Source organism: Mesorhizobium sp. NZP2234 (assembly GCF_013170765.1).
Classification (GTDB): Bacteria; Pseudomonadota; Alphaproteobacteria; order Rhizobiales; family Rhizobiaceae; genus Mesorhizobium; species Mesorhizobium loti_D.
Genome location: NZ_CP033364.1, coordinates 3,104,707 through 3,131,039 on the forward strand (window position 1 = coordinate 3,104,707; position 26,333 = coordinate 3,131,039).

Sequence of the window (26,333 nt, forward strand, 5' to 3'; positions counted from 1 at the left end):
TGGTTGGCAAACAATAGTTGAGGATGCAAGCCGTGAACGATGTTGCCGCCAGCTTTCCGACCACCAGCCGCAACCGGGTCAAGCGCCTGCATGAGCGCGGCAGCTACGACCATGCGGCCGTTTTCGCGGTGCTGGATGCCGGGCTGCTGTGCCACGTCGCCTACACTTTCGACGGCCAGCCTTATTGCACGCCGACCATCCACTGGCGCGAGGGTGATTGGATTTACTGGCACGGCTCGTCGGCCAGCCGCATGCTGCGCCAGTTGCGCGGCGGCACGCCGGCCTGTCTCACCGTGTCGCATCTCGACGGGCTGGTGCTGGCGCGCACCGGCTTCAACCATTCCGCCAACTACCGCTCGGCCATGTGCTTCGGCACCGCACGCATCGTCGATGACCCGGAAGAGAAGATGAAGGCACTGGCCGGCGTCGTCGACCGCTTCTATCCGGGCCGCAGCGAAACCTTGCGGCCGATCTCGGCGCAGGAGGCCAAGGCGACGACGGTGATCGGCATGCGCATCGAGGAAGCGTCCGCCAAGGTGCGCGCCAAGGGTGTCGGCGATGACGAGGAGGATTACGGCCATCCCGTCTGGGCGGGCGTCATCCCGGTGCGCATGGTGATCGGCGCGGCCGAGCCATGTCCAAGGCTGCTGCCCGGCATCGAGCGGCCGGAGAACCTGGCTGGTTATGCCGAGGGCGAGAGGCTGGACGCGGCGTTGACGCAGGCGCAGAGGGTGTATGGGGGCGAGGCATAACCTGCGAGGCTGGCGCTGCCGGCCTTTGCCAGTCTATCCACTATCGGTCTCGCACCCAAAGGCTCGCTCTCGATCTATTGCCCCCACCACCGCCTCGCGCTATCCCGGCGCCATGGTCACCTTCCGCAAGGCGCAAGCCTCCGATCTTCCCGCCATCATCGCCATGCTGGCCGACGATCCGCTGGGAGCCGCCCGCGAGGATGCCTCCTTGCCGCTGGCGCCGGGCTATGTCGATGCCTTCAACGCCATCGACGCCGATCCCAACCAGTTGCTGGCGGTGGCCGTGGATGGGGCCGAGGTGATCGGCACGTTGCAGATCACCTTTCTTGCCGGGCTTTCACGCAAGGGCGCCTGGCGCGGGCAGATCGAGGCGGTGCGGATCACCGGCCATCGCCGCTCGGGCGGCATCGGCCGGCGGATGTTCGAATGGGCGATCGACCGGTGCCGGGCACGCGGCTGCGGTCTCGTGCAACTGACCACCGACAAGGGGCGGGCGGACGCACACCGTTTCTACGAAAGCCTCGGCTTCACAGGCAGCCATATTGGCTACAAGAAGAGCCTTTAGGGCAATTCCGCGGTGACTGGCGTATACCGCCAGGCTTTCAGGCACTATTCAAATTGCCTGGCAAAGCGGATATAGGTCAGCCAAGTTGACCTATATACAAAACGTCCGGGGAGGCGTGACTTGACCCTTTTGAACCTCTTGGCTTCGCGCTCGTCGCGCATGAAGGCCTCCGAAATCCGCGAACTGCTGAAGCTGCTCGACCAGCCTGATATCATCTCCTTCGCCGGCGGCATTCCCGATCCGGCGCTGTTTCCGGCCGACGCCATCCGCGACGCCTATGCCGAGGTGCTTAGCGGTGCCGAAGCCGGCGCGGCGCTGCAGTACCAGGTATCGGAAGGCTATCTGCCGTTGCGGCGCTGGATCGCCGGGCAGATGGGGAAGCTCGGCGTCGCCTGCGACGAGGCCAACATCTTCATCACCTCCGGCTCGCAGCAGGCGCTGGACTATCTGGGCAAGCTGTTCCTGTCGCCAGGCGACACCGCGCTGGTGACATGGCCGACCTATCTTGGCGCGCTGCAGGCCTTCAACGCCTATGAGCCGCGCTATGACCGGCTGCGGCCCGAAGGCGGCAACATGACGCCGGATGCCTATCGCGCGGCGGCGGCGGCAAATGGCGGCAAGGTCAAGTTCGCCTATCTGGTTCCCGATTTCGCCAACCCGACCGGCAACACGCTGGACCGGCAGCAGCGCGAGGCGGTGCTCGACCTTGCCGGCGAACTCGACATCGCCGTCATCGAGGACGCCGCCTATCGCGCGCTGCGCTATGACGGCGAGGGCGTCCCGCCGATCCTGGCGCTCGATTGCGCGCGCTCCGGCGGCATCGACAAGGCGCGCACGCTCTATTGCGGTTCGTTCTCGAAAATCCTGTCGCCCGGCATGCGCGTTGGCTGGGTCTGCGCGCCGCGCCATGTGGTCGAAAAGCTGGTGCTGATGAAGCAGGCCTCCGACCTGCACAGCCCCTCGATCAACCAGCTCGTCATGCACCGCGTCGCCGAATCCGTGTTCGACGGCCAGGTCGAAAAACTCATCGGCGCCTATCGCGAGCGTCGCGATGGTCTGCTCGGCGCGCTGGAAGCCAACATGCCCAAGGGCGTGACCTGGAGCCGCCCGGAGGGCGGCATGTTCGTCTGGGCGACCCTGCCGGAAGGGATCGATGCAACCGAACTGCTTGCGCGGTCGGTGAAGGAGGCGCGCGTCGCCTTTGTGCCCGGCAATGCCTTTTATGCCGACGGCACCGGACGCAACACGCTGCGGCTGTCCTTCACCCTGGCCGACCGCCGCGCGGTGACCGAGGGCATTCCAAGGCTGGCGGCGCTGCTGAAAGGATAGGCTTAGGGAGCTTCGCCGCCGAAATGACGATGCGGCAGCGAAGCTTCCGGAGCGGTTCACCGTTTCGTGGAGACGGCTAACCGCCCCAACTCTTTATGTCCTGGAATTGCTCGAGGTCAGATGCGGTTCACGTCACGAGCTCGGTCGCGTCCGATTTCGTTCGAACGGTGATTCTCCGCATCGGCGTCAAAGCCGGTCCAACCTTCAGCCTCGTATTCACCGCGCCGTTCTTCCAGGTTCACGGAATTGGCCTGCCCGAGAATCCTTTCAGCCTCGGGCACGAACTGGTCATCGACCTTGGCCGTGACCAATGTGCCGCCACGGCGCACGCCCTCGGCGTAGACATGTGCATCGGTTTCAGACACGCCGGAATCGGTCAGCGCGCCGACGATGCCACCCGCGGCCCCGCCAACCACGGCACCTCCCACCGCGCCGACCGCGGTGGCCGCCAACCATCCAGCCGCCACCACCGGGCCGACGCCCGGAATGGCCATGAGGCCAAGTCCAGCCAGCAGCCCGCCGGCTCCGCCGATCGCGGCTCCCAGTCCAGCACCGCCCGCGGCATCATCCGCGACCTTGGAGCCGTCATTTTCGTGCCGGTTGTCCGCGTTGTTGGCGACGATGCTGATGTCGGAATGCGGAATGCCCGTGGCTTCCAGTTCGCCAACGGCATCGGAAGCGTCGTCATAATTGTCGAATAGTCCGGTTACGGTTTTCATGTGCTTGATCTCCTCGATTTTCGGATTCAGTTGGTGCCGGCAACGACGTTGCCCTTGTAGTCCAGCGCAACGGTGGTGTTCTTGCCGCCCTTGCTCGCTTGTCCGCGCCAGATGCCCTGGTCGTCCTTGGTCAGCTTCGAGACATCCGAGAAACCGGCGGCCTGGATCCGGTCCTTTGCCTGGTCTTCGGTGAAGCTGTTCGCGCCGGATAGCGGAGGGGCCTGCTCAGGCTTGTCGCCGACCGTGACCTTGGGCGTCTGCGAACTTGATGACTGGGTGCCCGAGGTCGCCGCGATCTTTTCGATCATCTCCTGGTGCATCTTGAGTGTCGGCAAAGTCTGCCCGGCGAACGTCTTCAGCTCGGCGTTGTCGCCGTCCTTGGCGTAGCTCTCGAACAGCTTCACGGCATCGGTGTGCGCGTCGCGCTGCATCTGGACGTAGGGGCCGTCGACCGGATCCTTGCCGTTCTTCAGGGTGTCGACATCACTCTTGTGCTTGGCGTCCAGTTCCTTGGGAACCGTCAGCTTCTGCTCGCCGGCGATCGTCTCAAGCTTGGCATTGGCCGCGCCGTGATCGTCGATCATCTTACGCGCAAAATCCTTGACGCTCTGATCCTGCGATCTGGTCTCGGCGATCTTGCTCGAATCCACTTCGAACATCGCACCGTTCGCTGCCTTGTCGACAAAGTCTTGGGCGCTGTCGGCAGCAAAGGCTGGCAGCGCGAAAGCCATAGTTGTGGCTGTGGCCAGTGTGGCCATAAGAAGGCGAGTTTTCATCGGGAAGGTCCTTGTTTATGCACTTATGTGCTGAGGACTTAATCTGCGCCAGAGCGCTTTGTTCCCAGGGATAAGCGATAAAGCGATGTCGCCAATGACAAGAAAGTCGGTTCCCTGACTTTGCGACCAGCGAAGAAACTTGAAGCGGCTGCGCGGAGACACGTATCGGCGCTCGGCTTGTGGACGTGCCCCGCTACGCCGGGACGCCGATCAGGAGCTTGATCTTCGAAAGCCTGGCGCGCGCCAGCTTGCGGATCGATTTCTCGAACCCTTCCTTGCCGCTTTCAATAACGAAGACCAATGTCTTGAAGTCCAGCATGAACTCGTCCACCGCCGCTGCGATCTCCTGCGACCTGCCCGTGAAGCGGCGCAGCAAAGCGGCCGCTTCTTCGATACTGTCGCCGCCGGCACTGTCGAGGAGTGCTTCGAGCCTCTGAAAACTGTCCAATTCCATTCCTCCCTGACCGCGCCACAAAACCTGGTCAGCGGTGGAAGGTTCCGCCTCGGAACGGTCCCGCGAAAAGAAATCGCTTTCGTTCCGATCCGATGGTTTGACAACCGGTGCGACACACACATTTCGGGAAGATCGGCGAAAGGCGCAAGTACGGGCTCAACCACCGCGAGTGTACGAAGGTGATGCGGCGGAGATGATTCCCGCGCTCCTGTATATTTCAGCTTGTTTTGAAATTTCGAACGCCAGTTTTGGCAATATCGGCTGAATTCTTGACCGGGACGGCAATGAAATTGTCGTGCAAGGCACAAATATCGCCAACTCTGGACAAGACGCGAGCAAGTTTCATACGCTGCATTTCCTAGAAGGCGGGGGAAGGGCCGGTTATTTTTGAAAAAGAACGTCTTCTCGTCGGTCGACCTGCCCTCACATCTCGACGATCAAGCACGGTTCGCGCTCTGGCAGGATATCCATGTCGCGGAGATCTGGTCGGTCGAATATGCCATCTCGGCCAATCGGCCGTTCGCCGCGGCCATCGAGGCGACGGCGGTCGGGCCGCTGGTGCTGGGGCAGATGGCCGGAACGATCCAGCATGCCAGCCGCAAGGCCCGCAACATCGCCGATGACGGCCGCGACGGTTATCTCCTCCTGATCAACAATGGCGATACCAGGCTGAGCGGCGCCCAGGCCGGCCGCGACTACAGCGTCGGCAAAAACGAGGCCGCGCTGGTCTCGGCCTCGGAAGCGCTGGAAATGAGCGGCGGCGACAGCAATGTGTGGGCCAACATCGTCGTCCCGCGCGAGATACTGGAGAATGCCTTCGCCCGTGTGGAGGATCGGCTGGCACTGACCGTCGCGGCCGACAATGAGGCGCTCGGCATGCTCAGGCGGTACTGCAGCTTCCTGGCGGCGGGCCCGGCCCTGGTCTCGCCCAACCTTGTCACCCATGCCACCGAAACCATCGTCGACCTGGTCGGCCTGGTGACCGGCGCCAAGGGCGATCCCGCCGAACTCGCCGGCATGCGCGGCCTGCGCGCGGCGAGGCTGCAGGCCATACTGGACAAGATCCGCGACAATTTCGCCGATCCCGCCATCTCGGCCCAGCAGGTCGCCCAGCAGTTGCGGCTTTCCGTGCGCTATGTCCACGACCTCCTGCAGGAGACCGGGGCGAGCTTCGCCGAGCGCATTCTCGAATTGCGCCTGCAGAGGGCCCACCGCATGCTTGGCGACCGGCGCAACGACCGCATGCGCATCAGTGAGATCGCGCTGCTGAGCGGTTTTTCCGACGTCTCCTATTTCAACCGCTGCTTCCGCCGCCGCTTCGGCTCGACGCCGAGCTGCGCCAGGTAAGGCAAACGGCTTTCCCCGGGAATAGTCGGGGCGGTTCGCCGTCGCCGTGAGACGCTCTACCGCAATCGGACGATCCGGTCTGATCCGGCCGGTGCGGAACGGCCACACCGGGCAGGAAAGCATCACGGCACGCCCGAAGACAAGTCCGGTGCGGTCCAGCCCAAGACGCGGGACGGCGAACAATGCAAGACCGCGATGTAGCGCCGCGAAGCACTTCCGCCGTGGCGAACATCTCGGGGACCGCGGACAAGCAATGAAAACGATACTTCTCGCCACAGCCTTCTTTCTTGCTCAGGCCGGCATCGCTTCAGCCGCCGACGCCGGACTGCCGGCCTCGGCCACCTACAACTGGTCCGGCGGCTATATCGGCGCGCAGGCCGGATACGGATGGGGCGACGCAAGGGTCGGCCAGACTTTCGCACCTGACAGTTTTGGCGGCTACGGCTGGGGCTACGGCGGCCTTTCGGGCGGCCTCAGTGGCCTATATGCCGGCTATATGAAGCAGTTCGACGGCGGCCTGGTCCTCGGCGTCGAGGGCGATTACAACTTCGCAAATCTCAAGGACACGACCGTCTATCAGGCGCTGGGCGTCGACGATCCGGGCTTCGGCGGTGTGCTGGAACTGAACCCGATCGGGTCCGCTCGCCTGAGGGCCGGCTACGCGATGGATCGGTGGCTCCCCTTCGTCACCGCCGGCGTGGCGATGGCGCACTACAAGCACAGCACCGTCTTCCTTCCGAGCGGAGATGCCTATGCCGATGTCGAGGACACCATCGCGGGCTATGCGCTGGGCGCCGGCGCCGAATATGCGGTCAGCGACAATTGGGTGGTCCGGGGTGAATATCGCTTTGCCGACTTCGGCCGCCACACCTCCATACGGCACTCGACCTTCGATGGGGCCGCCGCGAACCCCGATGCGATCGAACTGAAGACGCACGATATCCGGCTCGGCATCGCCTACAGATTCTGAACGGTGTCGGCTGATGCCGAATGGTCACACCGGCGCGCCAAGTGCTGCGGCGCACTCCAGGACAATTCGCATGCGGTCCGGCCCAAGACGCGGCACGGCGAACGATGCAACACGGGAAGGCCCGTCAGCGCCGGCCGCGGTATCGGCCAATTGACGGTCATTCGCCGGACGCGGGGTCCGGAACGCATATTTTTCGGGGTTCTCAATGCATCGCTTTTTACTTGTCGTCGCTTCACTGGCCGCCACGACCTCCGCTTTCGCCGCGGACGCCCCGCCGCCGCTGGCCGAGGAGACAGTGGCGACGCCGCGGATTTCGGGTTACGGCGAACTCTATCTCGGCGGGCTCCGCTTTGTCGGCGACGATTACACGACCCGGGCCGGCGGCGGGGCAGCGCGCGTCAACATCGCATTCGCGCAGCGCTGGAACCTGCAGGGCGACCTGACATACGACCGCATATGGGGCCACTACGACCCCCTGGATGACACGCGCGGCGCGGTCCATGGCTTCTATCGCGATCCCGATCGTTTTGCCGCCGGCATATTCGCCGCCTACACATCGTTCGGCTTCGCCGAAGGCGTGACCGTCTACAACTATGCGGTCGGTCCGGAGGCCCAGCTCTACCTCGGCAACCTGACCCTTTACGGCCAGGCCAGTGTCGGCCAGCTCACCGTGAACGATTTTCACGGCGACCAATGGGGCGTGCGCGGCGTGGCGCGCTATTTCGTCCAGAAGAACCTTCGCCTCGATGCGGAGCTCGACTTCAACCAAACCGACTATAACGGCACCAGCGAGGACGTGGTCGGTGCCGCCGTCCAGGCAATGTATCGCTTCGACGAAACGCCATGGGCGGTGTTCGGACGTTACGAATTCGAACGGAGGAAGTTCGAAACGTCTACCGACGACATTAGGGCCAACAAGTTCGTCATCGGCCTGCGCGCCAGCTTCGGCAGCGACACGCTGTTCGACGAAGACCGCAACGGCGCCACCATGGATACCTACCGGTCCTCCTCGGTGATCAACACGAAGTGACGCGGCGGGCCGAGCGCGGCGGATGGTGTCCGGGAATTCACCAGCCGCCGCGCAGGGCCGGCTCGAGGGAGATCCAGCGAAACCAGGCAAGGCATGTCAGCTGACACCGTCGCCCGTATTGACGGCGCCCGGTCCGAATCTACATTCGGGGCTTTGCGAGGAGGATCTGCATGGAAACCCATGAATTGCATCGCGGCCGGCTCATCGACCATATCCAGCTGGTGGTAAGGGATCTCGCCGCCAGCCGGCGTTTCTACGAGGCGATCCTGCACGTGCTCGATGTGCCGATCGGCGGGACGGCAGCCGATTATTTCTGGTGCGACGAGCTGTTCATCTCCAGTGCCGACAGCCGCGCCGCGCTCGGACAGCTCACCGGCCGTCACCATCTGGCCTTCCAGGCAAGGGACCACGCGATGGTCGACGCCTTTTACAAGGCCGGATTGGCGGCCGGCGGCAAGGACAATGGCGCGCCAGGCGAGCGGCCCTATCATCCCGGTTACTACGCCGCTTTCCTGCTCGATCCGGACGGCAACAACATCGAGGCTGTTCATCACGGTCCGCACGCGCGCAGTACCCCTTCGGTGAGGATCACCTTCTGAGAGACTGTCTGGACATTCCACCCTGGCGGCAAGAACGAATTCGAAACAGTCCAAGCGTCGGCTTTTCTTTGATCCCGTATCCTCGTATACGAGATGGAATGAGCCGGCCCGAGGATTCGCATGAGCCCGTTGCCTGAAACCGTGCCGTTTTTCAGCCAGTGGGAAACGCCCGACATGACGCTGGCCGTGATCGCCGATGGCGCCCAGGCCGCGTTGCGGCGGGATCCGCTGTGGCGAGGATCAGGCGCGGATACGCTCGACGAATACGCGGTCTGGGCCGACAACATCTGCGGCATGGCGTGCCTCAAGATGATCCTGGCGACGCGGGGCGAGATCGTGCCGACGATCGAGCTGGCCAGGCGATGCACTGGATATGGCGGCTATGTCGTCAATGAAGGCTCGATCAAGGGCCTGATCTACGCGCCTTTCGTGACCTTCGTGAAGGCGGAATTCGGCCTGGAGGCGCAGGTGATGACCAATGTCGCAACCGCGGACATCCCGGCGATCCTCAGGCAGTCGCGCTTCTTCATCGCTTCGGTCAGCAGCTCGATCCGCTGGCCCGAGCGCGAGCCGCCCTCGAAGGGCGGCCATCTGGTGCTGGTGACGGCCGCATCCGATGATGGTTTTCGCTTTCACAACCCATCCGGCCATACCAGCGCCACACAAGAGAACGCAATGTTGGCGCCATACGATTTCGACCGTTTCTTTGCCAATCGCGGCATTGCCGTCGCCATTTGATTTTTTCGAGGGGTTTCAATGACCGGGAAGACAAGGGTTGCCATCCTCTATGGCGGGCGCTCGGCCGAGCATGAGGTGTCGCGCCTGTCGGCGGCCAATGTGCTGAAGGCAATCGACCGGACGCGCTACGAGGTGGTCCCGATCGCCATAACCAGGGACGGCAGATGGCTGCTGCAACCGTTGTCCGAGGCTGATGTCGACGGGGCAGGGGCCGCGGTATCCGAGGACGGTATCGAGGTCGCCCTGCTGCCAGGCGGCAAGGGACGGCTGGTGGCCGTGCCGCACGGTGGAGCGCGGCATGACCTGCCGCCGGTCGACGTCGTCTTCCCCGTGCTGCACGGGCCGTTCGGCGAGGACGGCTCGGTGCAGGGCTATGCCGAGGTCGCCGATGTCGCCTATGTCGGCTGCGGCATCCTGGCCTCCGCCGTTGCCATGGACAAGGACGTCGCCAAGCGGCTGATGCGCGAGGCCGGGCTTGGGGTTGCCCGCTCCGTGACCGTGCATCGCAACGACAGAGGTTCGTTCCAGGAAATTGCCGGCGCGCTTGGGCTGCCCTTCTTCGCCAAGCCGGCGCGCCAGGGCTCCTCCTTCGGCGTGAGCAAGGTGAATGACAGGGATGGCTTCGAGCAGGCTGTCGAAACGGCCTTCCGCTATGACGGCAAGGTGCTGATCGAGGAGTTCGTCGAAGGCCGCGAAATCGAATGTTCGGTGCTGGAGCAGGCCGACGGCTCGCTCACGGTGTCGCTCCCCGGCGAGATCATTCCGGCCGGCAAGCATGGCTTCTACACCTATGAGGCCAAGTATCTCGACGCCGACGGCGCGGTGGTCCAGGTGCCCGCCAATGTGCCGGCCGCTGTTGCCGACAGAGCCAAGGAGATGGCCGCGCAGGCTTTCCGGGCGCTCGGCTGCGAGGCCATGGCGCGCGTCGACTTCTTCCTGCGCGCCGACGGTTCGCTGCTGGTCAACGAGGTCAACACGCTGCCGGGTTTCACCGACATTTCGATGTACGCCAAGGCGCTGGCGGCGATAGGCATCGGCTACAGCAGGGTTATCGACGTGCTGATCGAGCACGCGCTGGCAAGGTATGCGGCACGGTGATCGGCTGATACCGTTCGGGAGCAGTCTCCGCCCGCGCTTGCTTCCGTGTGGAGGCCGGCGGCAATCTACGGCCGCTCCCGTACGGGGTCATGATTTATGATCCCGTACGGTAACAAGTAGCTTTGATTTCATTCCGGCAAAGCATATGCTCCCGTTCGGGAGCGGAATCATGACCACACAGACACCCCCGCCTGAAAGCGCTGTCGAAATTGCGCGCCGCGCCGCACGATCCGCTCCCGCCGAGCAGGGGGATTTATTCGGGTCGCTGGCGCCGGCCGTCCCGACTGACGGCGTTTCGAACAAGCATGACGGGAGCCTTGGTGACCTCCGCGATGAACCCAGGCCCGTCCGTGCGGCGCTGCCACGGCGGCTACCTCCGGTCCGCGACGATGCCGGGGACGCCTTGGCGCAAGCGGCCTTGCAGGGGAGCACCATAACGTCGCCGGCGGATCTCGGCCGGCTGGTGCGCGCGGCCCGCAAGCGGCGAGATTTCTCCCAGCAGCAGTTCGCCGATCTCGCCGGGGTCGGCCGGCGCTTCCTGTCGGAGTTGGAGAACGGCAAGCCCACGCTCGAACTGGGGAAAGTCCTGAAGGTCGCCGGCGCCGCCGGCATTACGCTGTTTGCCAGGGACGGCTGACGGGCGCATCAGGCCCCGCCCGGCCAGCCAGCGCCGGTCAATTCCCGCGACACGTCCCAAAGCCGGGAGGCGACGGCAGTGTCGCGCGCGTGGCGGCCTATCCTTGCCTCGCCGACCGCGCCCTTCAGTTCGAACAGACCTTGCGGACCGTAATAGCCGCCCGGCTTCGCGTCGGGCGCGGTCGCGGCGAACAGTGTCGGCAGCGTGCCTTGCGCGGCCGACTGCGAAAGAACCGGCGCGAGCAGCCTGCCCAGCCAATCGAGCCGCGACGGCCGGCCGTCGTGGCCCAGGGTTGGGCCGCTGGTCTGCAGGTCGGTGAGAGCGTAGCCGGGATGTGCCGCATTGCTCAGCAAGCCCCAGCCATTGGCGTCGCTGCGGCGCTGCAGTTCGAAGGCGAACAGGATCATGGCGAGCTTGGACTGCGCGTAGGCGGCCCAGGGCCTGTAGCGCTTTTGCCATTGCAGGTCGTCGAAATGGATCGCCGCCTGGATGCGGTGGGCGCCGCTGCTGAGATTGACGACGCGCGTCCTGCTTCCCTTGCGCAGCATCGGCAGCAGGCGTCCGGTCAGGGCGAAGTGGCCGAGATAGTTGGTGCCGAACTGCAGTTCGAAGCCGTCGGCGGTTTCGTGGCGGGTCGGCGGGGTCATGACGCCGGCATTGTTGACCAGCAGGTCGATCCCCTCCCATTCGCCGGCGAGCTGGCCGGCGAAGGCTTCGACAGAGGCGAGGTCCGCGAGATCGAGATGGGCATAGCGCACGACGGCGCCGGGAACCTCGGCCTGGACGCGGCTCAGCGCATCCTTGCCCTTGGCTGCATTGCGTCCCGTCATCAGCACGTCCGCGCCGGCTTGCGCCAGCGCCAGCGCCGTCTCGTAACCAAGGCCGCCGGTGGCGCCTGTGATCACCACCTTGCGCCCCTGCTGGGGCGGGATGTCGTGCGTGGTCCAGGCGCTCATGAGTGGCTCTCCCGCGACAGGAACGAAAGGTCGACACCCTCGATATCGACGGAGGTGCTGACCGGTGCCCATTCCTTCGCCGCCTGCTGGCGCGCGGCTTCGGCCTGGGCAAAGACATGCAAGGCGTCGCTGCCGAGGATCAGGTGAGCGGGCAAGGAATCGCGCCCGGCGAGATCGACGATGACATCGGCGACCTTTCGCGGGTCGCCAATGGCGTTGCCGACATAGGCCTTGAGCATGCCCAGCACAGCGCCGACGGTTGGCTCATAATCGGGCAGCAAGGCGGGCGCGGCGGCCAAGGCGGTGGCTCCCCAATCGGTGCGCATGCCGCCCGGCTCGACCGAAATGACCTTGACGCCGAAGGGGGCGAGTTCCAGCGCCAGCACTTCAGTCAGGCCGCCCACCGCCCATTTTGCCGCCTGGTAGGCGCTGAGGCCCGGCGTGGCCGTCCGCCCGCCGACCGAGGAGATGTTGATGATATGGCCCGAGCGCTGGGCACGCATGACCGGGATGGCCGCGCGGGCAAGATTGACGACTCCGTGGAGGTTGGTCTCGATCTGCGCCCGGAAATCAGCCTCCCTGGTCTGCTCGAACGGGCTGATATGGCCGAAGCCGGCATTGTTGACGAGAACGTCGAGACGTCCGAACGTCTCCAGCGCAAAATCCACGGAGGCCTGCGCGGCGGCGGGGTCGGTGACATCAAGCGCAAAGCCGCGAAGATGCCCGGTGTAGCGGCTTTCGAGCTCCGCGAGGCGGGTGACATCGCGCGCCGTCGCCACGACGCTGTTGCCGGCGGCAAGCGCCGCCTCGGTGATATCCAGCCCCAGCCCGCGGGCGCTGCCGGTGATCAACCAGACTTTCGACATTGTTTTTCCTTTCGGTGCGTTGGCATATAAACGAGTGATTAGGCACTCATTCATTGGTGTTGATTTGGTCGCGAATTTGCGGTGGTCATGATCCGCGTGGTGCTTGAGACCGTGGTCGGAGCTACTTCGACATACCGCTCCAGAAAAACGCGAAGCCGGTCTCCTTGTAGTGTTCGCGTTGCCGAGGATCGCGGGCGATGAATTCGAGCGTCGTCTCCGCGAGGGCCTCGAAAATGCCTCCGGCAAAGGCCATCGAGCAGCCCTTCGGCCCGCCATCGACGAGGCTTTCCTCGATCATCCTGTTAATATCGCCGAAGGCCGCGTTGCCCTGACGCCTGCTCTGCTCGGTGATCCGCTCCGAGACGCTGAGCTGGCGCATGGCCTTGCGCTTCATGGGGTGTTTCGCGCCCCAATCGATGAAGTTGTTCCAGACGTGGCGGCTGCGCTCGCGCACGCTGGCCTGCGACGGATACGAAGTCAGCAAGGCGTTGCCGAGATCGGTCTTGATCTCGAGGTAGAGCTGGTTGAGCAACTCATCCTTGCTGGCGAAGTAGTTGAAGAGCGTGCCTTCGGAGAGGCCGGCCTCCCGGGCGATCTTGGCCGTGGCCGCGCCGGTTCCAAGCGTCGCCACCAGTTCGGTAGCCGAAGCCAGGATTGCCTGACGTTTTTCTTCGCTGAGGGGGCGTGCCATGTCCAAGCCATTTGAGTGAGTGGTCACTCATTTATTGACATGTGCACAAAATGTCAAGCGCATGGAGCCATTCGGACCGGCGCCCGTTGGGGGAGCAGCGCACAGCCGCCGGCCAAGGTTGCACGCCGGTTCAATATATCGGACCATGGCCATTGGCAGGGGAGAGGTACAAGGTGGCGAACAATCGTCGGAATGGAATGGCGTCGCAGGGGCTGGACGACATTCTTTCGGCCGCCGCGCCCCACCCGCGAACGTCACTGCCAAATGTGGCGACCACCGTCACCGCGGTGGCTGCGCTGTATTTCGGGCGCGAGGTGTTCCTGCCGATCGCCATTGCACTGCTGCTGACCTTCGCGCTCGCGCCCTTGGTTTCGGCGCTCAAGCGGGTGGGCATTCCCAGGATCGCGGCTGTCATCGCCAGCGTGCTGGCCGCCTTCGCGGCACTTGCCCTGTTCAGCTTCATCGTCGCCACGCAGGTCAGCGAACTGGCGCAGAACATCCCGGTCTATCAGACCAACATCCTGGCCAAGATCCGCTCGCTCAAGGAAACCGGGGTCGGGGGAGGGATCATTTCGAGATTGAGCGGCGTGGTCGAGCGTGTCGGCCAGGAGATCGACAGGCAGGACGCAACGCTGCCGGCCGCCACGCCCGACAAGCCGCCGCGCGTGCCGGTGCCCGTCGAAATCGTCGCGCACGAAAGGCCGCTCGAGGTCCTGCAGAACATCGTCGGTCCGCTGATCAGCCCGCTCGGATCGGCCGGGCTGATCATTGTCGTCGTCATCTTCATGCTGCTCGAGCGGGAGGATTTGCGCGACCGCTTCATCAGGCTTGTCGGCTATGGCGACCTTCACCGCACCACCGAGGCGCTCCAGGATGCCGGCAAGCGCGTGGGGCTCTATCTGCTCATGCAATTGGTGGTCAACACCGTCTACGCCATTCCCATCGCGATCGGGCTGTGGATCCTCGGCATTCCCAATGCCTTGCTTTGGGGGTTGCTGGCGCTGGCGCTGCGTTTCGTTCCCTATATCGGCCCCGCCATCGGCATGCTTTTGCCGCTGTTCCTGGCGCTGGCCGTGGCGCCCGGCTGGGGACTCGTCCTGTGGACGGCCGCCTTGTTCGTGGTGATGGAACTGGTCACCGGCAATGTCGTCGAGCCCTGGCTCTACGGTTCGCGAACCGGGCTGTCGCCGCTGGCGATCATCGTTGCGGCGATCTTCTGGACGTGGCTGTGGGGGCCGCTGGGGCTGGTGCTGTCGACGCCGCTCACCGTCTGCCTGGTGGTTCTGGGCAGGCACGTGCCGCAGTTCGAATTCCTCGACGTGCTGTTCGGCAACGAGCCCGTGCTGGAACCTCATGCGCGGCTCTACCAGCGGCTTCTGGCCGGCGATCCGGACGAAGCCACCGATCATGCCGAGGAGATGCTGGAAGAAAAATACCTGGTCGAGTTCTACGACAAGGTCGCCATTCCGGCCCTTCTGCTGGGCGAACGGGACCGTGTGCGCGGCGTCATGGGTGACCTGCAAAGACGGCAAGTGGCGGCCAGCGCCCTGGTGCTGGTGGCCAATCTGGAGGACGAAGCGAAAGAGGAAGCGGGTGAGGAGGATGAGCAGACCGAGGAGGGGGGCGAGCCCGGCGACGCGACCGATGAGGACGCGGCCGACCTGCCAGACGGCACCGGCCTGTCGGTGCTTTGCGCCGGCGGGCGAGGCGAACTCGACGATGCCGCGGCCGCGATGCTAGCGCAGGTCCTGGAAGTCCAGGGGGCGACCGCGCCGAAGGCGGGCTTTGCCGACATGGAACCCGCCAGCATCCGCCGGCTCGAACTCGAAGCCATCGACACGGTCGTGGTCGGCTTCCTCAACCGCGATTCCGTCAAGCACGCCCGCTTCCTGGTTCGCCGGCTGAAGCGGGCGAAGGCGGCACTTCGGGTGGGCATCGTGTTCTGGTCGGAGACCGGCAACGGCGACAAGGAAGCGGCCGCCAGGCTGGCCGAGGACATCAGCGCGGATTTCGTCGCGCACGGCATGGCCGGCGCGGTGACGGGCGCGCTGTCGAAAGAGCCGCCGATCGCGTTGAAGCTCGTCGCCAAACGGCGCGCGCGACGGCGGGCGGCTCCGAGGAAGGTTCCGGCCGCGGCGGCGGCCTAGGGATGAAACCCGACTGCCGCGAGCGACCGGGTGGGCGGGCTCTCCCGGTAAAGGTGCTGATGGCGGCCTCGCGCCGCATATCGGCCATTAAGGTCACCTTCGCCGTTCCTGAAAGCAGACACCGTCGGAGACCCAGCTGAGGTTGCTAGGTCGCCAGAAGATTGGCCCTTTCTTGGTCGCATCTGACAAAACTACGCCAGCCACCATAGGCGGAGATATCGGAAGCGTCAGTCAGGCCGGCGGTTTCTACCAGAAACCCCTTGGCCGCGCTGCCGTCCTCGAGTTCGATCGTTCCTACGCCCAGCGGTGGGGGGATGGCGGCGACGAACCGTCCGAAGGCATCCGGGTCAAGCCGCCAGACCTCGACGTCTATTCGCATGCCATCCCTGGATACCCGGACGAGGCCAGGCTTGGGCACGGACTGGCCGGCAAGAGCATAGAGCCGGTAGGCAGGTGTGGTTTTCGTTACTCTCGAGAATTGGGCGCCTAGATCCCTTAGCTGACCGTTGAGCGGCATCCCCGAAAGATGCGCGCCGACCACCACCAGATCGATCGTCTGATCCTGCGCAATGTTGCCAGGCAACGCACTTCCCGGCTGCGGCCAGCCGGTCGCGCCAAGCGGCAGTCCGCTTGCGGCATGGATGTCGCGCGCAAGTGCCGCCGTCAGCCAATCTTTGCCTGCCGTGCCGAGCAAGGTCACGCTCATCGGCAGCCCGTCATGGCGCTTGCCGGTCGGCACGGCGATGCCGCACATGTCCAGCAGATTGACGAAATTGGTGTAGGTGCCGAGCCGGCTGTTGGTGGTGATCGGATCGGCGAGCACGGCATCCAGCGCGTAATGCGTCGGCGCGGTCGGCACGCAGAACAGGTCGACCGAGGCGATGACCGAAGCGAGCTTCGCCTTACAGGCCTGCAGCGCATAGAGACCCTTGAAGGCATCGGCCGCCGACAGGCCGCGCGCACCGCCGATGATTTTCCGCGTCACCGGATGCATGGCGGCCTCGTTGGCATCCATGAAGTCGCGGACCGCGGCGTAGCGTTCGGCCACCCAGGCGCCTTCGTAGAGAAGATTGGCTGTGGCGTAGAAATCGCCGAACGGGATTTCGACCAGCCGGCAGCCAAGCGTTTCCAGAAGGCCAAGGGCCGTCTCGAAGCCGGCCTGCATCGAGGCGTCACCGAAGAACTTCAGGTCGCCTTTCGCAGGCACACCGACGCTCAGCACCGGCGGGCGCGCGGCAAACGCCGGCACCTTGATGGCGCGCGAATAGGCATCGGCGGCATCCTTGGCCGCCGCGACACCAAACACCGCATAGGCGTCGTCGACGGTGAGCGCGAACACCGAGATGCAATCTAGCGTACGGCAGGCCGGCACAACGCCGGCGGCCGAAAGTGCGCCGACAGTCGGCTTCAGCCCGACGATGTTGTTGAGGCCGGCAGGGATGCGGCCGGAGCCGGCGGTGTCGGTCCCGAGCGCGAAGGAGACGATGCCGCGCGCTGTCGCCACCGCCGATCCTGACGAGGAGCCGCCGGGCACCAGGCTGGCATCGACGGCGTTCCTCGGGATCGGATAGGGCGTGCGCACGCCGACCAGTCCGGTAGCGAACTGGTCGAGATTGGTCTTGCCCACCACCAGCGCGCCGGCTGCCTTCAGCCGCGCCACCACGGTGGCGTCGTGCTCCGGCACGTACGCATATTCGGCGCAGGCTGCCGTGGTCGGCATTCCCGCGACATCGATGTTGTCCTTGACCGCGAACGGCACGCCCCACAACGGCCTGCCCGCCGGATCGAACGGTCCGAGCTTTTGCGCCTGCGCCAGCATCTCTGCCTTGGCGGCGAGATGAATGAAGATGCCGGGATCGTCGGCTGCCGCGATGCGGGCGTGAACGGTATCGATCATGTTGGCAACACTGACACCGGCCGCATAGGCCGCATGCAGACTGCCGATGTCGAAGCGGATCTCGCTCATGTGGCCTCCCCCAGAATGATCACCGGCAGATCCCACTGAATCAACACCACGCAGCCGTCCTTCGTCCACACCGAATGCTCGGTCCCGACCGGGTTCAGGATGACGCTGCCCGCGGGATAACAGCCATTCTCGTCGCTCTGCGTGCCCTGGAGCACGACGATGGTTTCCAGCCCGACGTGGCGATGGCGCGGCACGCCGGCGCCGGCCCGGTAGTCGAGGATCGCGACCGACGGCTCGACCGGTCCGCCCTTGAGCAGCCAGTGCACAGTGATGCCCTCGCGAAAAGGCTCGAACGCCAGGTCGCGCCAGCCGCCATCGACGAGGCCGGCAAAACTCAGATTAGCCATTGGCAAGTCCCTGCAGCACCTGGTCGGTCGTCGCCGTCCAGCCGACAATGGCGCCCTGTGCGCGGATCATGGCGATGGCGGCTGCCTTGAACTCGGGAAAATAGCTTTCCGTCGCGTCCTCGGCGAGCAGGCACTCATAGCCGCGATCATTGGCCTCGCGCATCGTCGTCTGCACGCAGACCTCGGTGGTGACGCCGGCGAAAACCAGTTGCTGGGCGCCGAGATGCTTCAGTTCCTCACTGAGCCTGGTCGCATAGAACGCCCCCTTGCCGGGCTTCTCGATGATGATCTCGCCGGGCAGCGGCGCCAATTCGTCGAGGATGGCCGTTCCCGGCTCGCCGACGATCAGCACCCGGCCCATCGGGCCGACATCGCCGATGCGGATCGACGGATTGCCGCGGTCGCGCTTGGCCGGCGGCAGGTCGGAGAGGTCGGCGCGGTGGCACTCCATGGTGTGGATCACCGGCAGTCCGGCGGCGCGGAACCCTTCGATCAGCCGCTTCACCGTCGGTACGATCGCCGTGACCCGGCTGACATCGTTGCCCAGGCTGGCGCCGAAGCCGCCCGGCTCGGCGAAGTCGCGCTGCATGTCGATGACAACCAGCGCCATCGTGACGGGCTTGAACGCAAAGGCGAATGGCTGCGCGTCGATTTCAGCCATCAGTGATGCCCCGCCATATGCTCGCCGATGGTCTGCACGCTCGCTCCGGCGATCGGCGTCTCATAGACCAGAGCACCGTCCGACATGACAAAAATGCGGTCCGACAGTTCCAGCAACTCGTCGAGGTCCTCCGACATCAGCAGCACGGCGGCACCCGCATTGCGCGCCTTCATGATGCGGGCGCGGATTTCGGCCACCGCCGAGAAGTCGAGGCCGAAGCATGGGTTGGAGACGATCAGCAGGTCGACCTCGCCGGTTAGTTCGCGCGCCAGCACCGCACGCTGCACATTGCCGCCCGACAGCGAGGCGATGGGCGAGGACAGCGATGCGGTCTTGACCTTGAACTGTTCGACCAGTCGGCCGCTGAACGCGCGGATGGCGCCGGCGCTAATCCAATTGACCGGCTTGCCATTGCCGTCGATGTCGAAGGTCCGGAACGAGATGTTTTCGGCCACCGTCATTTTCGGTGCGCAGGCATTCTTCAGCGGCTCCTCGGGAATGAGCCGCACATTGAGCACCCGCGCCTCGGCGCGCGTCGCCGCATAAGCTTCGCCGCGCACCAGCACTTCGCCGGCGTCGCGCGGCCGCTGGCCGGCCAGCACTTCCAGGAATTCCTTCTGGCCGTTGCCGGAAATCCCGGCAATGCCTACGATCTCGCCCGAATGTACGCCGAGATCGGCGATGTTGATCGACTTCAACCCGGTGCGGTCCGGCGCCTTCAGCGACTTGATCTTCAGCACCGTCTCGGCATCGGCCTTGGGCGCCGTGCGACTGTCGAGCGCCGCGATCGGCTGGTCGCCGATCATCATCGCCGCCATCGCCTTGTGGTCGAGGTCGGCAACGCGGCCGGTTCCGGTGAGCTTGCCCTTGCGCAGCACGCTGACATCGTCGGCAAACGCCGTGACCTCATGGAATTTGTGCGAGATCATCAGCACGGTGAGGTCGCCGGCCTTGGTCATGTCGCGCACCAGCCCCAGCACCTCCTGTGCCTCACCGGGCGTCAGCACCGAGGTCGGCTCGTCCAGAACCAGGAAGGAGCGGCCGAGATAGAGCTGCTTGATGATTTCGAGCTTCTGCTTCTCGCCGGCGGCAAGCTCCGCCACCTTGACATTGAGCGGCAGCTTGAACGGCATGCGCTCCATGAACACGGCGAGCTCGGCGCCCTCCTTGCGCCAGTCGATAACGCCCGGCACCTTCTCGCGCGCGATGACAAGGTTCTCCGCTCCCGTCAGCGACGGCACCAGCGTGAAATGCTGGTAGACCATGCCGAGCCCAAGCGCCGAGGCGTCCCTGGGGCTGGCGATCTTAACTTCGCGCCCGTCGACCACGATGTCGCCGGAGGTCGGGTGATAAAAACCCATCATGCATTTGACCAGGGTCGACTTGCCGGCGCCATTCTCGCCGAGCAGCGCGTGGAAGGAGCCTGCCGGCACCTTCACCGAAACGCCGTCCAGCGCCGTGAAGCCGCCGAAACGCATGGTCATGCCGATGGTTTCGACGCCGACGGCTTTTCTGATGCTGTCACTCATCGCCGCCTCCTCACGGCAGCTGCGCGACGAGCGCCTTCGAATTCGACACCGTGCCGAAAACGCCGCCCTGCATCTTGATCATCTTGATCGCCGCCAGATGGTTTCCGTAATCGGTCGCCCCGCAGCAATCCTCCAGCATCATGCACTCATAGCCACGGTCGTTGGCCTCGCGCATGGTTGTGTGCACGCAGACATCCGTGGTGATGCCGGTGAGCACGATGTTCCGGATGCCGCGCTGGTTGAGGATCAGCTCCAGGTCGGTGGCGCAGAACGAGCCCTTGCCGGGCTTGTCGATGATCGGCTCGCCCTCGATCGGGTAGAGGTCGGGAATGATGTCCCAGCCGGGCTCGCCGCGCACCAGGATGCGCCCGCACGGACCGGGGTCGCCGATGCCGGCGTTGATGCGGCGCGAGCGCCAGCGCTTGTTGGCCGGCAGGTCGGCGAGATCGGGGCGATGCCCCTCGCGCGTGTGGATGATGGTGTAGCCCTTGGCCCGCATCGCCGACAGCACCGACTTGATCGGCTCGATCGGCGCGCGCACCAGCGACAAATCGTAGCCCATATGGTCGACATAGCCGCCCGGCCCGCAGAAATCGGTCTGCATGTCGATGATGATCAGTGCCGTGTTGTCGGGCCGCAGATCGCCATTGTAGGGCCACGGATAGGGCTCGGCATCGATCGTATGCTGGGTAATTTCGACTCTGGCGTTCACGGGCAAAACTCCAGTCATTTGGTGATAGACAGCTCGCCCGGCGCACCGGCAAGCGAGCGCGTCGGCGACGAGGTGGCGATCATGATGATGAGGGTGAGGATGTAGGGCGCGGCGTAGAACAGATAGTAGCCTTGCGTGACGCCGACCGATTGCAGCGCCGGCCCGAGCGCGCCCGCTCCGCCGAACAGCAGCGCGGCGGCAAAGCATCCCAGCGGGTTCCAGCGCGCGAAGATGACCAGCGCCACCGCCATCAGCCCCTGGCCCGACGAGATACGCTCGGTCCAGCTGCCGGGATAATAGAGCGACAGATAGGCGCCGCCGATGCCGGCCAGCGCGCCGCCGACGCCGGTGGCCAGCAGCCGTATAGTGTCGGGGTTGAGGCCCATGGCACGTGCCGCGTCCGAACTGTCGCCGACGACGCGCACGATGAGGCCGGCGCGGGTGTTGCGGAACGCCCACCACAGGATGACCGAAAGCACGGCCCCGATGAGAAACAGCACGTTGACGTCGAGCGCGGCCTGAACCTGCGGAATGTCCGACCAGCCGCCGAAGGGAATGGCCGGCAAATTGGGCGCCTTGGGCTTGATGAATGGCTTGCCGAAGAAGAAGGCGAGGCCCGAGCCGAACAGCATCAGCGCGATGCCGATGGCGATGTCGTTGACCTTCGGGAATTTGCAGATCCAGCCGTGGAACAGGCCGAAGCACAGTCCGGCGAAGGCCGCGGCAAGCAGGCCGAGCCAGGGCGAATTGGTCTTCACCGCCACCGCATAGGCGGTCATGGCGCCGAAGACGAGCGTGCCTTCAAGGCCCAGATTGATACGACCGGAGCGCTCGGTGATCGCCTCGCCCAACGAGACGAAGATGAACGGAGTGGAGACGCGGATGGCCCCGCCCAGTATGGCCAGCGGCACGCCCCACAGGCCGATCTCGGTAGCGCCCATCAGGAGGCTCCTTTCCAGAGATCGGGATTGAAGGCCTTAAAGCGGCCGTAGAAGGTTTCGCTGAACAGGATGACGATGAAGATCATGCCTTGCAGCACCAGCACCGTGGCGTCCGGCAGATCCATGCGGCGCTGGATCAGCCCGCCCGAGGCATCGATGCCGCCAAGCAGGATGGCGACGGGGATGATGGCCAGCGGGTTGTGGCGGGCAAGGAAGGCGACGAGGATGCCCGTGTAACCATAGCCGGCCGCCAGCGAGGCGTTGGCGCTGCCTTGCACGGCGGCGACTTCCAGCATGCCGGCAAGCCCGGCGAACCCGCCGGCGAGCGCCGTGAAGCCAACGATCAGAGGCCCGACCGCAAGCCCTTGCACTTGGGCCGCCCGCACATTGCCGCCGGCGATGCGCGCGGCAAATCCCCAGCGGGTCTTTTCGATGAGCACCCAGGAGAGAATGCAGGCGACGACGCCGACGACCAGCCCCCAATGCACGTCCATGCCCGGAATGTTGCCGATGCGGTACATGTCCGCCAGCGGCTGCGTCGAGGGCTTGTTGAGCGAGGCCGGGTCGCGCAGCGGTCCTTCCACCAACTGGTTCATCAGCGCGATGGCGACGTAGGCCATCAGCAGGCTGGAGATGGTTTCGTTGACGGCCCGGTAGTGGCGTAGCGCGCCGACGGCACCGATCCAGATGCCGCCGGCGGCCATGCCCGCCACGCCCATGGCAAGAATGACGATGAAGGACGGCGCGCCGCTGAACGCCACGCCGATGGCAGCGGCACCGACGCCGCCCAGCACGATCGCGCCCTCGCCGCCGATGACGACGAGGCCAAGCCGCGCCGGCAGCGCCACGCACAGCGCCGCCAGCAGCAAGGGCGCCGCCCGCGACAACGAGTTCTGCACCGAGAACCATGAGCCGAATCCACCCCGCCACATGGTCTCGTAGAGCAGGGTCGGCGACTTGCCGACAGCCAGGATGAACAGGCTGAACAGCGCCATGCCGACGATCAGCGCCACCAGCGGAATGACGAAGGCTTCCGCCCGCCTCGCGATCCATTCCAGCGCCGGAGGATATCCCCTGGCTCCGAACAATGCCGGCATGCCGGCTCCTGTCACCGTATTAGCCATCGACCCGTTCCCCTCAAGATTAGGCGGTCGAGCCGACGACCCCGTCGACCAGATAGTCCATGCTTTCGAGTTCGATCGCGGTCTCCGGGAAGGCTTGGCCCGCAGTGGCCACGACTGCCCCCTTGTTGCTCTTCAGCGGACCCTTGATGACGGCGAAGCCGCCCTTCATCATTTCGGCCAGCGTGGCGTCGAACTGCTTGCGCGCCGGCTCGCCGACGGCGGGGCCGAGAGGGCTCATCTTGACGAAGCCGTCGGCGAGGCCGCCACGCGTGAAGTTGGGCAGCTGCGTGCCGGCCGTCAGCTCGTCGACGAACATCTTGTAGACCTTGGCCCAGTTCCACTCGGCGCCGGTGAGATATTTTTCCGGCGCCAGCGGGCTCTGGTTGGCGTGATAGCCGCAGACGAAGGCGCCGCGCCCGGCTGCCGTCTCGACCACCACTTTCGGGCTGTCGACATGGCAGGTGATGACGTCGGCGCCCTGGTCGACCAGGGCGTTGGTGGCTTCTGCTTCCTTGACCGCCAGCGACCATTCGCCGGTGAAGATGACCTGGCAAGTGATGGTCGGATCGACCGAGCGCGCGCCGAGCAGGAAGGAGTTTATGTTCAGCAAAACCTGCGGAATCGGTTTGGCGGCGACGAAGCCGAGCTTCTTGGTCTTCGATGTGTGGCCGGCGACGACGCCGTTGAGATACTGGCCCATGCCGATATAGCCGAAATAGGAGCCGGCATTCATCGGATGCTTGGCCTTGTCCCACATGCCGCCGCAATGGCGGAACTGCACGTCGGGAAACTTTTTGCACATGGCCAGCATGTGTGGATCGAAATAGCCGAACGAGGTCGGGAAGATCAGCGAGGCGCCATCGAGATTGATCATCGATTCCATCGTCTTCTGGACGTCGACCGTTTCCGGCACGTTCTCTTCCTCGACGATGGTGACGCCCTCGATGCCCTTCAGCGCCGCCGCACCTTCGGCATGCGCCTGGTTGTAGCCATAGTCATCCTTCGGTCCGACATAGATGAAGCCGACGGTAGCGGTGGCGGCAAAGGCCCGGGAGATGGGAAAGGCCGCGGAGGCAAGCCCGAGCGCCGCCCCGGCGGCGGAGGTCTTGAGCAACTGGCGACGGCTAAGCATGAATTTGTCGGTCATCTCTTATGCTCCCCTATAGGACCCTTTTCCGGGTCGGTTAACGCCTTCTCAACAAAGTGCATGCAATCACTGTGCCAGTTGGGATTGATAAATTTATCTAATAAAATCAATGACACTTTTAACGCACTATGCACAAGCGAGAGGCAATTGCATGCACTTTTTGCCTTGAAAACAGCCAATTTGACAGGAAGATTAAAACATAGGCATAGAGAATGCGACTGAGTCGGGATCGTGCCGTCCAGCCAGTTGATTTCATGGCAGCCAACGCATGGGAGGCGAGACAGATATGTCGGGAAAGCGCAGCTTGATCCGGTCGGGCACGACCGTAGATCAGATGGTGCGGGCGATCGGCGACCGCATCGTCACCGGCGTGCTGCGTCCAGGCGAAAAGCTCGACGAGGTTTCGCTTGCCATCCGCTTCGAGGTCTCACGCACGCCGGTTCGCGAGGCGCTCGGCCAACTCAGCGCCATGGGTCTGGTCGAGCGGCGACCCAACCGGGGCGCCATCGTCGCAGTCGTTACGCAGGAGCATCTCGCCTCAATGTTCGAAAGCATGGCCGAGTTGGAAGGGATATGCGCGCGCTTCTGCGCAGAACGCATGACCGGCGGCGAGCGCCGCGCGCTGGAGGTCGAGCATCAGGCCTCGGCCCGCCTGGTGCGGCTGGGCGCCCAGGAAGACTACGAATATTTCAACACCGAATTCCACAGTCGGCTTTATCGCGGCGCTCACAGCACCCACATCTACGAACTGACCGTGATGACGCGTAGCCGGCTGGCGCCGTTCCGGCGGGCGCAATTCAGGCTTTCTGGTCGACTCGCCAAGTCTTGGCAGGAGCATGACGCCATCGTCACCGCGATCTTGCGCGGCGACGGCGCAACCGCTGGAGCAGCAGCAAAGGACCATGTCTCGATCGTCAGCGAGGCGAGCGCTGTCTTTGCCCTCGGCGAACAGCCGAAGGACGCAAGCCCGGCGATGCCGTTCACCGCCAGCTGACAAAGCAAAGCTTGCCGGACGGCAGGACTGGCGCAAAGCGGCCGAGGGGCCAAAGGCCGGTTAGTCGGAGATCTTAGTCGCAGCAAGCGGAACGTCCGCTAAGGCTTTTCGGACGCCAGAAGCTGCCCGTCCACTATCGGCCCCAAAGGCGACATCACAACATCGGCCTCGGCAATATCCGCTTCCTGCCGATCTCCACCATCTCTACCGGTCCACCATCGCCATGCCACGCTCGCCATAGCGTGGGCCGGCGATCTTCCCTGGCGCGAGCGCCTCGTCGAGCGCGGCCATTTCGGCGGCGTCGAGCTTCAGCGAGGCGGCGGCGATGTTCTCCTCCAGGTATTTTGTCCGCTTGGTGCCGGGGATCGGCACGATATCGACCGCGAAATCGCTTCCCTTGTACAGCAGCCAGGCGAGTGCGACCTGACCCGGCTTGACGCCTCGGGCCGTTGCCACGTCGCGCACCGTGCCGGCCGCCTCGACGTTGGCGTCGTAATTCCTGCCCTGGTAGCGCGGGTCGTCGCGGCGGTAGTCGCCTTCGGGATAGTCCTCGGCGCGCATGACGTCGCCGGTGAGAAAGCCACGGCCGAGCGGCGAGAACGGCACCAGGCCGATGCCGAGTTCACCGAGCAGCGGGATGATCTCTGGCTCCAGATTGCGCTCCCACAGCGAATATTCGCTTTGCACCGCCGAGACGGGATGCACGGCATGGGCGCGGCGAATGTTGGCGCTGCCTGCCTCCGACAGGCCGAAGAAGCGAACCTTGCCCTCGTCAACCAGCTTGCCGACCGCGCCGGCGACATCCTCCATCGGCACCGCCGGGTCGACGCGGTGCTGGTAGAGGAGGTCGATATGGTCGGTTCCGAGCCGGCCGAGCGAGGCGTCCACAACGTCTCTGATATGGCCGGGCCGGCTATCGACCCCAACCTGCTTGCCGTTTTCGATGCGGAAACCGAATTTGGTGGCGATGGTGACATGGCCGCGCTTGCCCTTCAGCGCCCGGCCGAGCAGGGCCTCGTTGCCGTACGGGCCATAGACCTCGGCGGTATCCAGGAAGGTGCAGCCGAGTTCGATGGCCCTATGCAGCGTGGCGATGGATTCGGCTTCGTCCGCCGGACCGTAGGACTGGCTCATGCCCATGCAGCCGAGGCCGATAGCCGAGACTTGCAGCCCCTGGCTGCCGAGTTTTCGCGTGGCAAGGGTCATGGCAGGGCGTCTCCGGTTAAAGGCTTCCCGGA

At 64.6% G+C, this 26,333-nt stretch carries 27 protein-coding genes; 12 read left to right on the forward strand and 15 right to left on the reverse strand.

Annotated elements, in window-relative coordinates:
* Positions 1–32: 32 nt before the first annotated feature.
* The 3 genes from EB230_RS15260 to EB230_RS15270 all read left to right on the forward strand — a co-directional run bounded on the left by EB230_RS15260 (position 33) and on the right by EB230_RS15270 (position 2,646).
* Positions 33–752, forward strand: a complete 720-nt coding sequence (locus tag EB230_RS15260) for a pyridoxamine 5'-phosphate oxidase family protein (RefSeq protein WP_246738966.1) — start codon at positions 33–35, stop codon at positions 750–752.
* 112 nt (positions 753–864) lie between these two features.
* On the forward strand, positions 865–1,317 hold the full coding sequence (locus tag EB230_RS15265) for a GNAT family N-acetyltransferase (RefSeq protein ID WP_172373011.1): 453 nt from the start codon (positions 865–867) through the stop codon (positions 1,315–1,317).
* 159 nt (positions 1,318–1,476) lie between these two features.
* A complete protein-coding gene (locus tag EB230_RS15270; RefSeq protein WP_172375090.1) occupies positions 1,477–2,646 on the forward strand; it encodes a PLP-dependent aminotransferase family protein in 1,170 nt (389 codons plus the stop codon).
* Positions 2,647–2,762: 116 nt separating this feature from the next.
* Here the strand turns inward: EB230_RS15270 and EB230_RS15275 are convergent, their stop codons facing one another.
* From EB230_RS15275 to EB230_RS15285, 3 genes are all read right to left on the reverse strand, one after another.
* Positions 2,763–3,365, reverse strand: coding sequence for a general stress protein (locus tag EB230_RS15275; RefSeq protein WP_056571493.1), 603 nt, complete (start codon positions 3,363–3,365; stop codon positions 2,763–2,765).
* Positions 3,366–3,391: 26 nt separating this feature from the next.
* Positions 3,392–4,141, reverse strand: coding sequence for a DUF4142 domain-containing protein (locus EB230_RS15280; RefSeq protein ID WP_056571496.1), 750 nt, complete (start codon positions 4,139–4,141; stop codon positions 3,392–3,394).
* Positions 4,142–4,334: 193 nt separating this feature from the next.
* Positions 4,335–4,589: a hypothetical protein gene (locus tag EB230_RS15285; RefSeq protein ID WP_244494082.1), complete on the reverse strand. Its 255-nt coding sequence runs from the start codon at positions 4,587–4,589 to the stop codon at positions 4,335–4,337.
* Positions 4,590–4,982: 393 nt separating this feature from the next.
* Between EB230_RS15285 and EB230_RS15290 the strand changes: the two genes are divergently transcribed.
* The 7 genes from EB230_RS15290 to EB230_RS15320 all read left to right on the forward strand — a co-directional run bounded on the left by EB230_RS15290 (position 4,983) and on the right by EB230_RS15320 (position 11,014).
* Complete coding sequence (locus EB230_RS15290; RefSeq protein ID WP_172373015.1) at positions 4,983–5,942, forward strand: AraC family transcriptional regulator; 960 nt, start codon at positions 4,983–4,985, stop codon at positions 5,940–5,942.
* 253 nt (positions 5,943–6,195) lie between these two features.
* The gene (locus EB230_RS15295) at positions 6,196–6,912 is read left to right on the forward strand and encodes an outer membrane protein (protein WP_172373017.1); all 717 of its coding nucleotides are present in this window, start codon (positions 6,196–6,198) and stop codon (positions 6,910–6,912) included.
* 205 nt (positions 6,913–7,117) lie between these two features.
* Positions 7,118–7,942, forward strand: coding sequence for an outer membrane beta-barrel protein (locus tag EB230_RS15300; protein ID WP_172373019.1), 825 nt, complete (start codon positions 7,118–7,120; stop codon positions 7,940–7,942).
* A gap of 170 nt (positions 7,943–8,112) precedes the next feature.
* A complete protein-coding gene (locus tag EB230_RS15305) occupies positions 8,113–8,541 on the forward strand; it encodes a VOC family protein (protein WP_056571508.1) in 429 nt (142 codons plus the stop codon).
* Between the two features lie 120 nt (positions 8,542–8,661).
* Positions 8,662–9,279: a C39 family peptidase gene (locus EB230_RS15310; RefSeq protein WP_172373021.1), complete on the forward strand. Its 618-nt coding sequence runs from the start codon at positions 8,662–8,664 to the stop codon at positions 9,277–9,279.
* A gap of 18 nt (positions 9,280–9,297) precedes the next feature.
* Positions 9,298–10,377, forward strand: coding sequence for a D-alanine--D-alanine ligase family protein (locus tag EB230_RS15315; RefSeq protein ID WP_172373023.1), 1,080 nt, complete (start codon positions 9,298–9,300; stop codon positions 10,375–10,377).
* A 169-nt stretch (positions 10,378–10,546) separates the two neighbouring features.
* Positions 10,547–11,014 carry a helix-turn-helix transcriptional regulator gene (locus EB230_RS15320; protein ID WP_210261345.1) on the forward strand — a complete coding sequence of 156 codons (468 nt, stop codon included), beginning with the start codon at positions 10,547–10,549 and terminating at the stop codon, positions 11,012–11,014.
* A gap of 8 nt (positions 11,015–11,022) precedes the next feature.
* Here the strand turns inward: EB230_RS15320 and EB230_RS15325 are convergent, their stop codons facing one another.
* From EB230_RS15325 to EB230_RS15335, 3 genes are all read right to left on the reverse strand, one after another.
* Entirely contained in the window at positions 11,023–11,970 is a 948-nt protein-coding gene (locus EB230_RS15325; RefSeq protein WP_172373027.1) for an SDR family oxidoreductase, read from the reverse strand.
* Positions 11,967–12,836 carry an SDR family NAD(P)-dependent oxidoreductase gene (locus EB230_RS15330; protein ID WP_172373029.1) on the reverse strand — a complete coding sequence of 290 codons (870 nt, stop codon included), beginning with the start codon at positions 12,834–12,836 and terminating at the stop codon, positions 11,967–11,969. Before EB230_RS15330 ends, EB230_RS15325 begins: the two co-directional genes overlap by 4 nt.
* Before the next feature lie 121 nt (positions 12,837–12,957).
* Positions 12,958–13,527, reverse strand: a complete 570-nt coding sequence (locus tag EB230_RS15335; RefSeq protein ID WP_056571520.1) for a TetR/AcrR family transcriptional regulator — start codon at positions 13,525–13,527, stop codon at positions 12,958–12,960.
* A 197-nt stretch (positions 13,528–13,724) separates the two neighbouring features.
* Here EB230_RS15335 and EB230_RS15340 point away from each other — a divergent pair, with 197 nt between their 5' ends.
* The gene (locus EB230_RS15340) at positions 13,725–15,674 is read left to right on the forward strand and encodes an AI-2E family transporter (RefSeq protein ID WP_246738967.1); all 1,950 of its coding nucleotides are present in this window, start codon (positions 13,725–13,727) and stop codon (positions 15,672–15,674) included.
* Between the two features lie 145 nt (positions 15,675–15,819).
* Here EB230_RS15340 and atzF read toward each other — a convergent pair whose 3' ends face one another.
* The 8 genes from atzF to EB230_RS15380 are packed head-to-tail and all read right to left on the reverse strand — an operon-like array spanning position 15,820 to position 24,101.
* Positions 15,820–17,640, reverse strand: coding sequence for an allophanate hydrolase (atzF, locus tag EB230_RS15345; protein ID WP_172373033.1), 1,821 nt, complete (start codon positions 17,638–17,640; stop codon positions 15,820–15,822).
* Positions 17,637–17,987: a cupin domain-containing protein gene (locus tag EB230_RS15350; RefSeq protein WP_056571529.1), complete on the reverse strand. Its 351-nt coding sequence runs from the start codon at positions 17,985–17,987 to the stop codon at positions 17,637–17,639. Before EB230_RS15350 ends, atzF begins: the two co-directional genes overlap by 4 nt.
* On the reverse strand, positions 17,980–18,648 hold the full coding sequence (locus EB230_RS15355) for an isochorismatase family cysteine hydrolase (protein ID WP_172373035.1): 669 nt from the start codon (positions 18,646–18,648) through the stop codon (positions 17,980–17,982). Before EB230_RS15355 ends, EB230_RS15350 begins: the two co-directional genes overlap by 8 nt.
* Entirely contained in the window at positions 18,648–20,177 is a 1,530-nt protein-coding gene (locus EB230_RS15360; protein WP_172373044.1) for an ABC transporter ATP-binding protein, read from the reverse strand. Before EB230_RS15360 ends, EB230_RS15355 begins: the two co-directional genes overlap by 1 nt.
* Positions 20,178–20,187: 10 nt before the next feature.
* Positions 20,188–20,889, reverse strand: a complete 702-nt coding sequence (locus tag EB230_RS15365) for an isochorismatase family cysteine hydrolase (RefSeq protein ID WP_172373046.1) — start codon at positions 20,887–20,889, stop codon at positions 20,188–20,190.
* A 14-nt stretch (positions 20,890–20,903) separates the two neighbouring features.
* Positions 20,904–21,830 carry an ABC transporter permease gene (locus EB230_RS15370; protein ID WP_056571541.1) on the reverse strand — a complete coding sequence of 309 codons (927 nt, stop codon included), beginning with the start codon at positions 21,828–21,830 and terminating at the stop codon, positions 20,904–20,906.
* The gene (locus EB230_RS15375; RefSeq protein ID WP_172373048.1) at positions 21,830–22,954 is read right to left on the reverse strand and encodes an ABC transporter permease; all 1,125 of its coding nucleotides are present in this window, start codon (positions 22,952–22,954) and stop codon (positions 21,830–21,832) included. Before EB230_RS15375 ends, EB230_RS15370 begins: the two co-directional genes overlap by 1 nt.
* A gap of 19 nt (positions 22,955–22,973) precedes the next feature.
* Positions 22,974–24,101: a BMP family ABC transporter substrate-binding protein gene (locus tag EB230_RS15380; RefSeq protein WP_172373050.1), complete on the reverse strand. Its 1,128-nt coding sequence runs from the start codon at positions 24,099–24,101 to the stop codon at positions 22,974–22,976.
* A gap of 286 nt (positions 24,102–24,387) precedes the next feature.
* On the opposite strand from EB230_RS15380, the gene EB230_RS15385 reads away from it, so the two are divergent.
* Positions 24,388–25,095, forward strand: a complete 708-nt coding sequence (locus tag EB230_RS15385; protein ID WP_056571552.1) for a GntR family transcriptional regulator — start codon at positions 24,388–24,390, stop codon at positions 25,093–25,095.
* A 204-nt stretch (positions 25,096–25,299) separates the two neighbouring features.
* On the opposite strand, the gene EB230_RS15390 is transcribed toward EB230_RS15385, so the two are convergent.
* Positions 25,300–26,301 (reverse strand): aldo/keto reductase, encoded by a 1,002-nt coding sequence (locus tag EB230_RS15390; protein WP_056571554.1) that lies wholly within the window; start codon positions 26,299–26,301, stop codon positions 25,300–25,302.
* Between the last annotated feature and the right edge of the window lie 32 nt (positions 26,302–26,333).

Bases quoted from the DNA above. Each gene is read 5' to 3' on its own strand.
- EB230_RS15380 (WP_172373050.1), bottom strand. From the start codon at position 24,101: ATGACCGACAAATTCATGCTTAGCCGTCGCCAGTTGCTCAAGACCTCC.
- EB230_RS15385 (WP_056571552.1), top strand. From the start codon at position 24,388: ATGTCGGGAAAGCGCAGCTTGATCCGGTCGGGCACGACCGTAGATCAG.
- EB230_RS15265 (WP_172373011.1), top strand. From the start codon at position 865: ATGGTCACCTTCCGCAAGGCGCAAGCCTCCGATCTTCCCGCCATCATC.
- EB230_RS15370 (WP_056571541.1), bottom strand. From the start codon at position 21,830: ATGGGCGCTACCGAGATCGGCCTGTGGGGCGTGCCGCTGGCCATACTG.
- EB230_RS15355 (WP_172373035.1), bottom strand. From the start codon at position 18,648: ATGGCTGAAATCGACGCGCAGCCATTCGCCTTTGCGTTCAAGCCCGTC.
- EB230_RS15350 (WP_056571529.1), bottom strand. From the start codon at position 17,987: ATGGCTAATCTGAGTTTTGCCGGCCTCGTCGATGGCGGCTGGCGCGAC.
- EB230_RS15325 (WP_172373027.1), bottom strand. From the start codon at position 11,970: ATGAGCGCCTGGACCACGCACGACATCCCGCCCCAGCAGGGGCGCAAG.
- EB230_RS15315 (WP_172373023.1), top strand. From the start codon at position 9,298: ATGACCGGGAAGACAAGGGTTGCCATCCTCTATGGCGGGCGCTCGGCC.
- EB230_RS15270 (WP_172375090.1), top strand. From the start codon at position 1,477: ATGAAGGCCTCCGAAATCCGCGAACTGCTGAAGCTGCTCGACCAGCCT.
- EB230_RS15280 (WP_056571496.1), bottom strand. From the start codon at position 4,141: ATGAAAACTCGCCTTCTTATGGCCACACTGGCCACAGCCACAACTATG.
- atzF (WP_172373033.1), bottom strand. From the start codon at position 17,640: ATGAGCGAGATCCGCTTCGACATCGGCAGTCTGCATGCGGCCTATGCG.
- EB230_RS15330 (WP_172373029.1), bottom strand. From the start codon at position 12,836: ATGTCGAAAGTCTGGTTGATCACCGGCAGCGCCCGCGGGCTGGGGCTG.
- EB230_RS15320 (WP_210261345.1), top strand. From the start codon at position 10,547: ATGACCACACAGACACCCCCGCCTGAAAGCGCTGTCGAAATTGCGCGC.
- EB230_RS15340 (WP_246738967.1), top strand. From the start codon at position 13,725: ATGGCGTCGCAGGGGCTGGACGACATTCTTTCGGCCGCCGCGCCCCAC.
- EB230_RS15360 (WP_172373044.1), bottom strand. From the start codon at position 20,177: ATGAGTGACAGCATCAGAAAAGCCGTCGGCGTCGAAACCATCGGCATG.
- EB230_RS15305 (WP_056571508.1), top strand. From the start codon at position 8,113: ATGGAAACCCATGAATTGCATCGCGGCCGGCTCATCGACCATATCCAG.
- EB230_RS15310 (WP_172373021.1), top strand. From the start codon at position 8,662: ATGAGCCCGTTGCCTGAAACCGTGCCGTTTTTCAGCCAGTGGGAAACG.
- EB230_RS15295 (WP_172373017.1), top strand. From the start codon at position 6,196: ATGAAAACGATACTTCTCGCCACAGCCTTCTTTCTTGCTCAGGCCGGC.
- EB230_RS15390 (WP_056571554.1), bottom strand. From the start codon at position 26,301: ATGACCCTTGCCACGCGAAAACTCGGCAGCCAGGGGCTGCAAGTCTCG.
- EB230_RS15335 (WP_056571520.1), bottom strand. From the start codon at position 13,527: ATGGCACGCCCCCTCAGCGAAGAAAAACGTCAGGCAATCCTGGCTTCG.
- EB230_RS15275 (WP_056571493.1), bottom strand. From the start codon at position 3,365: ATGAAAACCGTAACCGGACTATTCGACAATTATGACGACGCTTCCGAT.
- EB230_RS15375 (WP_172373048.1), bottom strand. From the start codon at position 22,954: ATGGCTAATACGGTGACAGGAGCCGGCATGCCGGCATTGTTCGGAGCC.
- EB230_RS15300 (WP_172373019.1), top strand. From the start codon at position 7,118: ATGCATCGCTTTTTACTTGTCGTCGCTTCACTGGCCGCCACGACCTCC.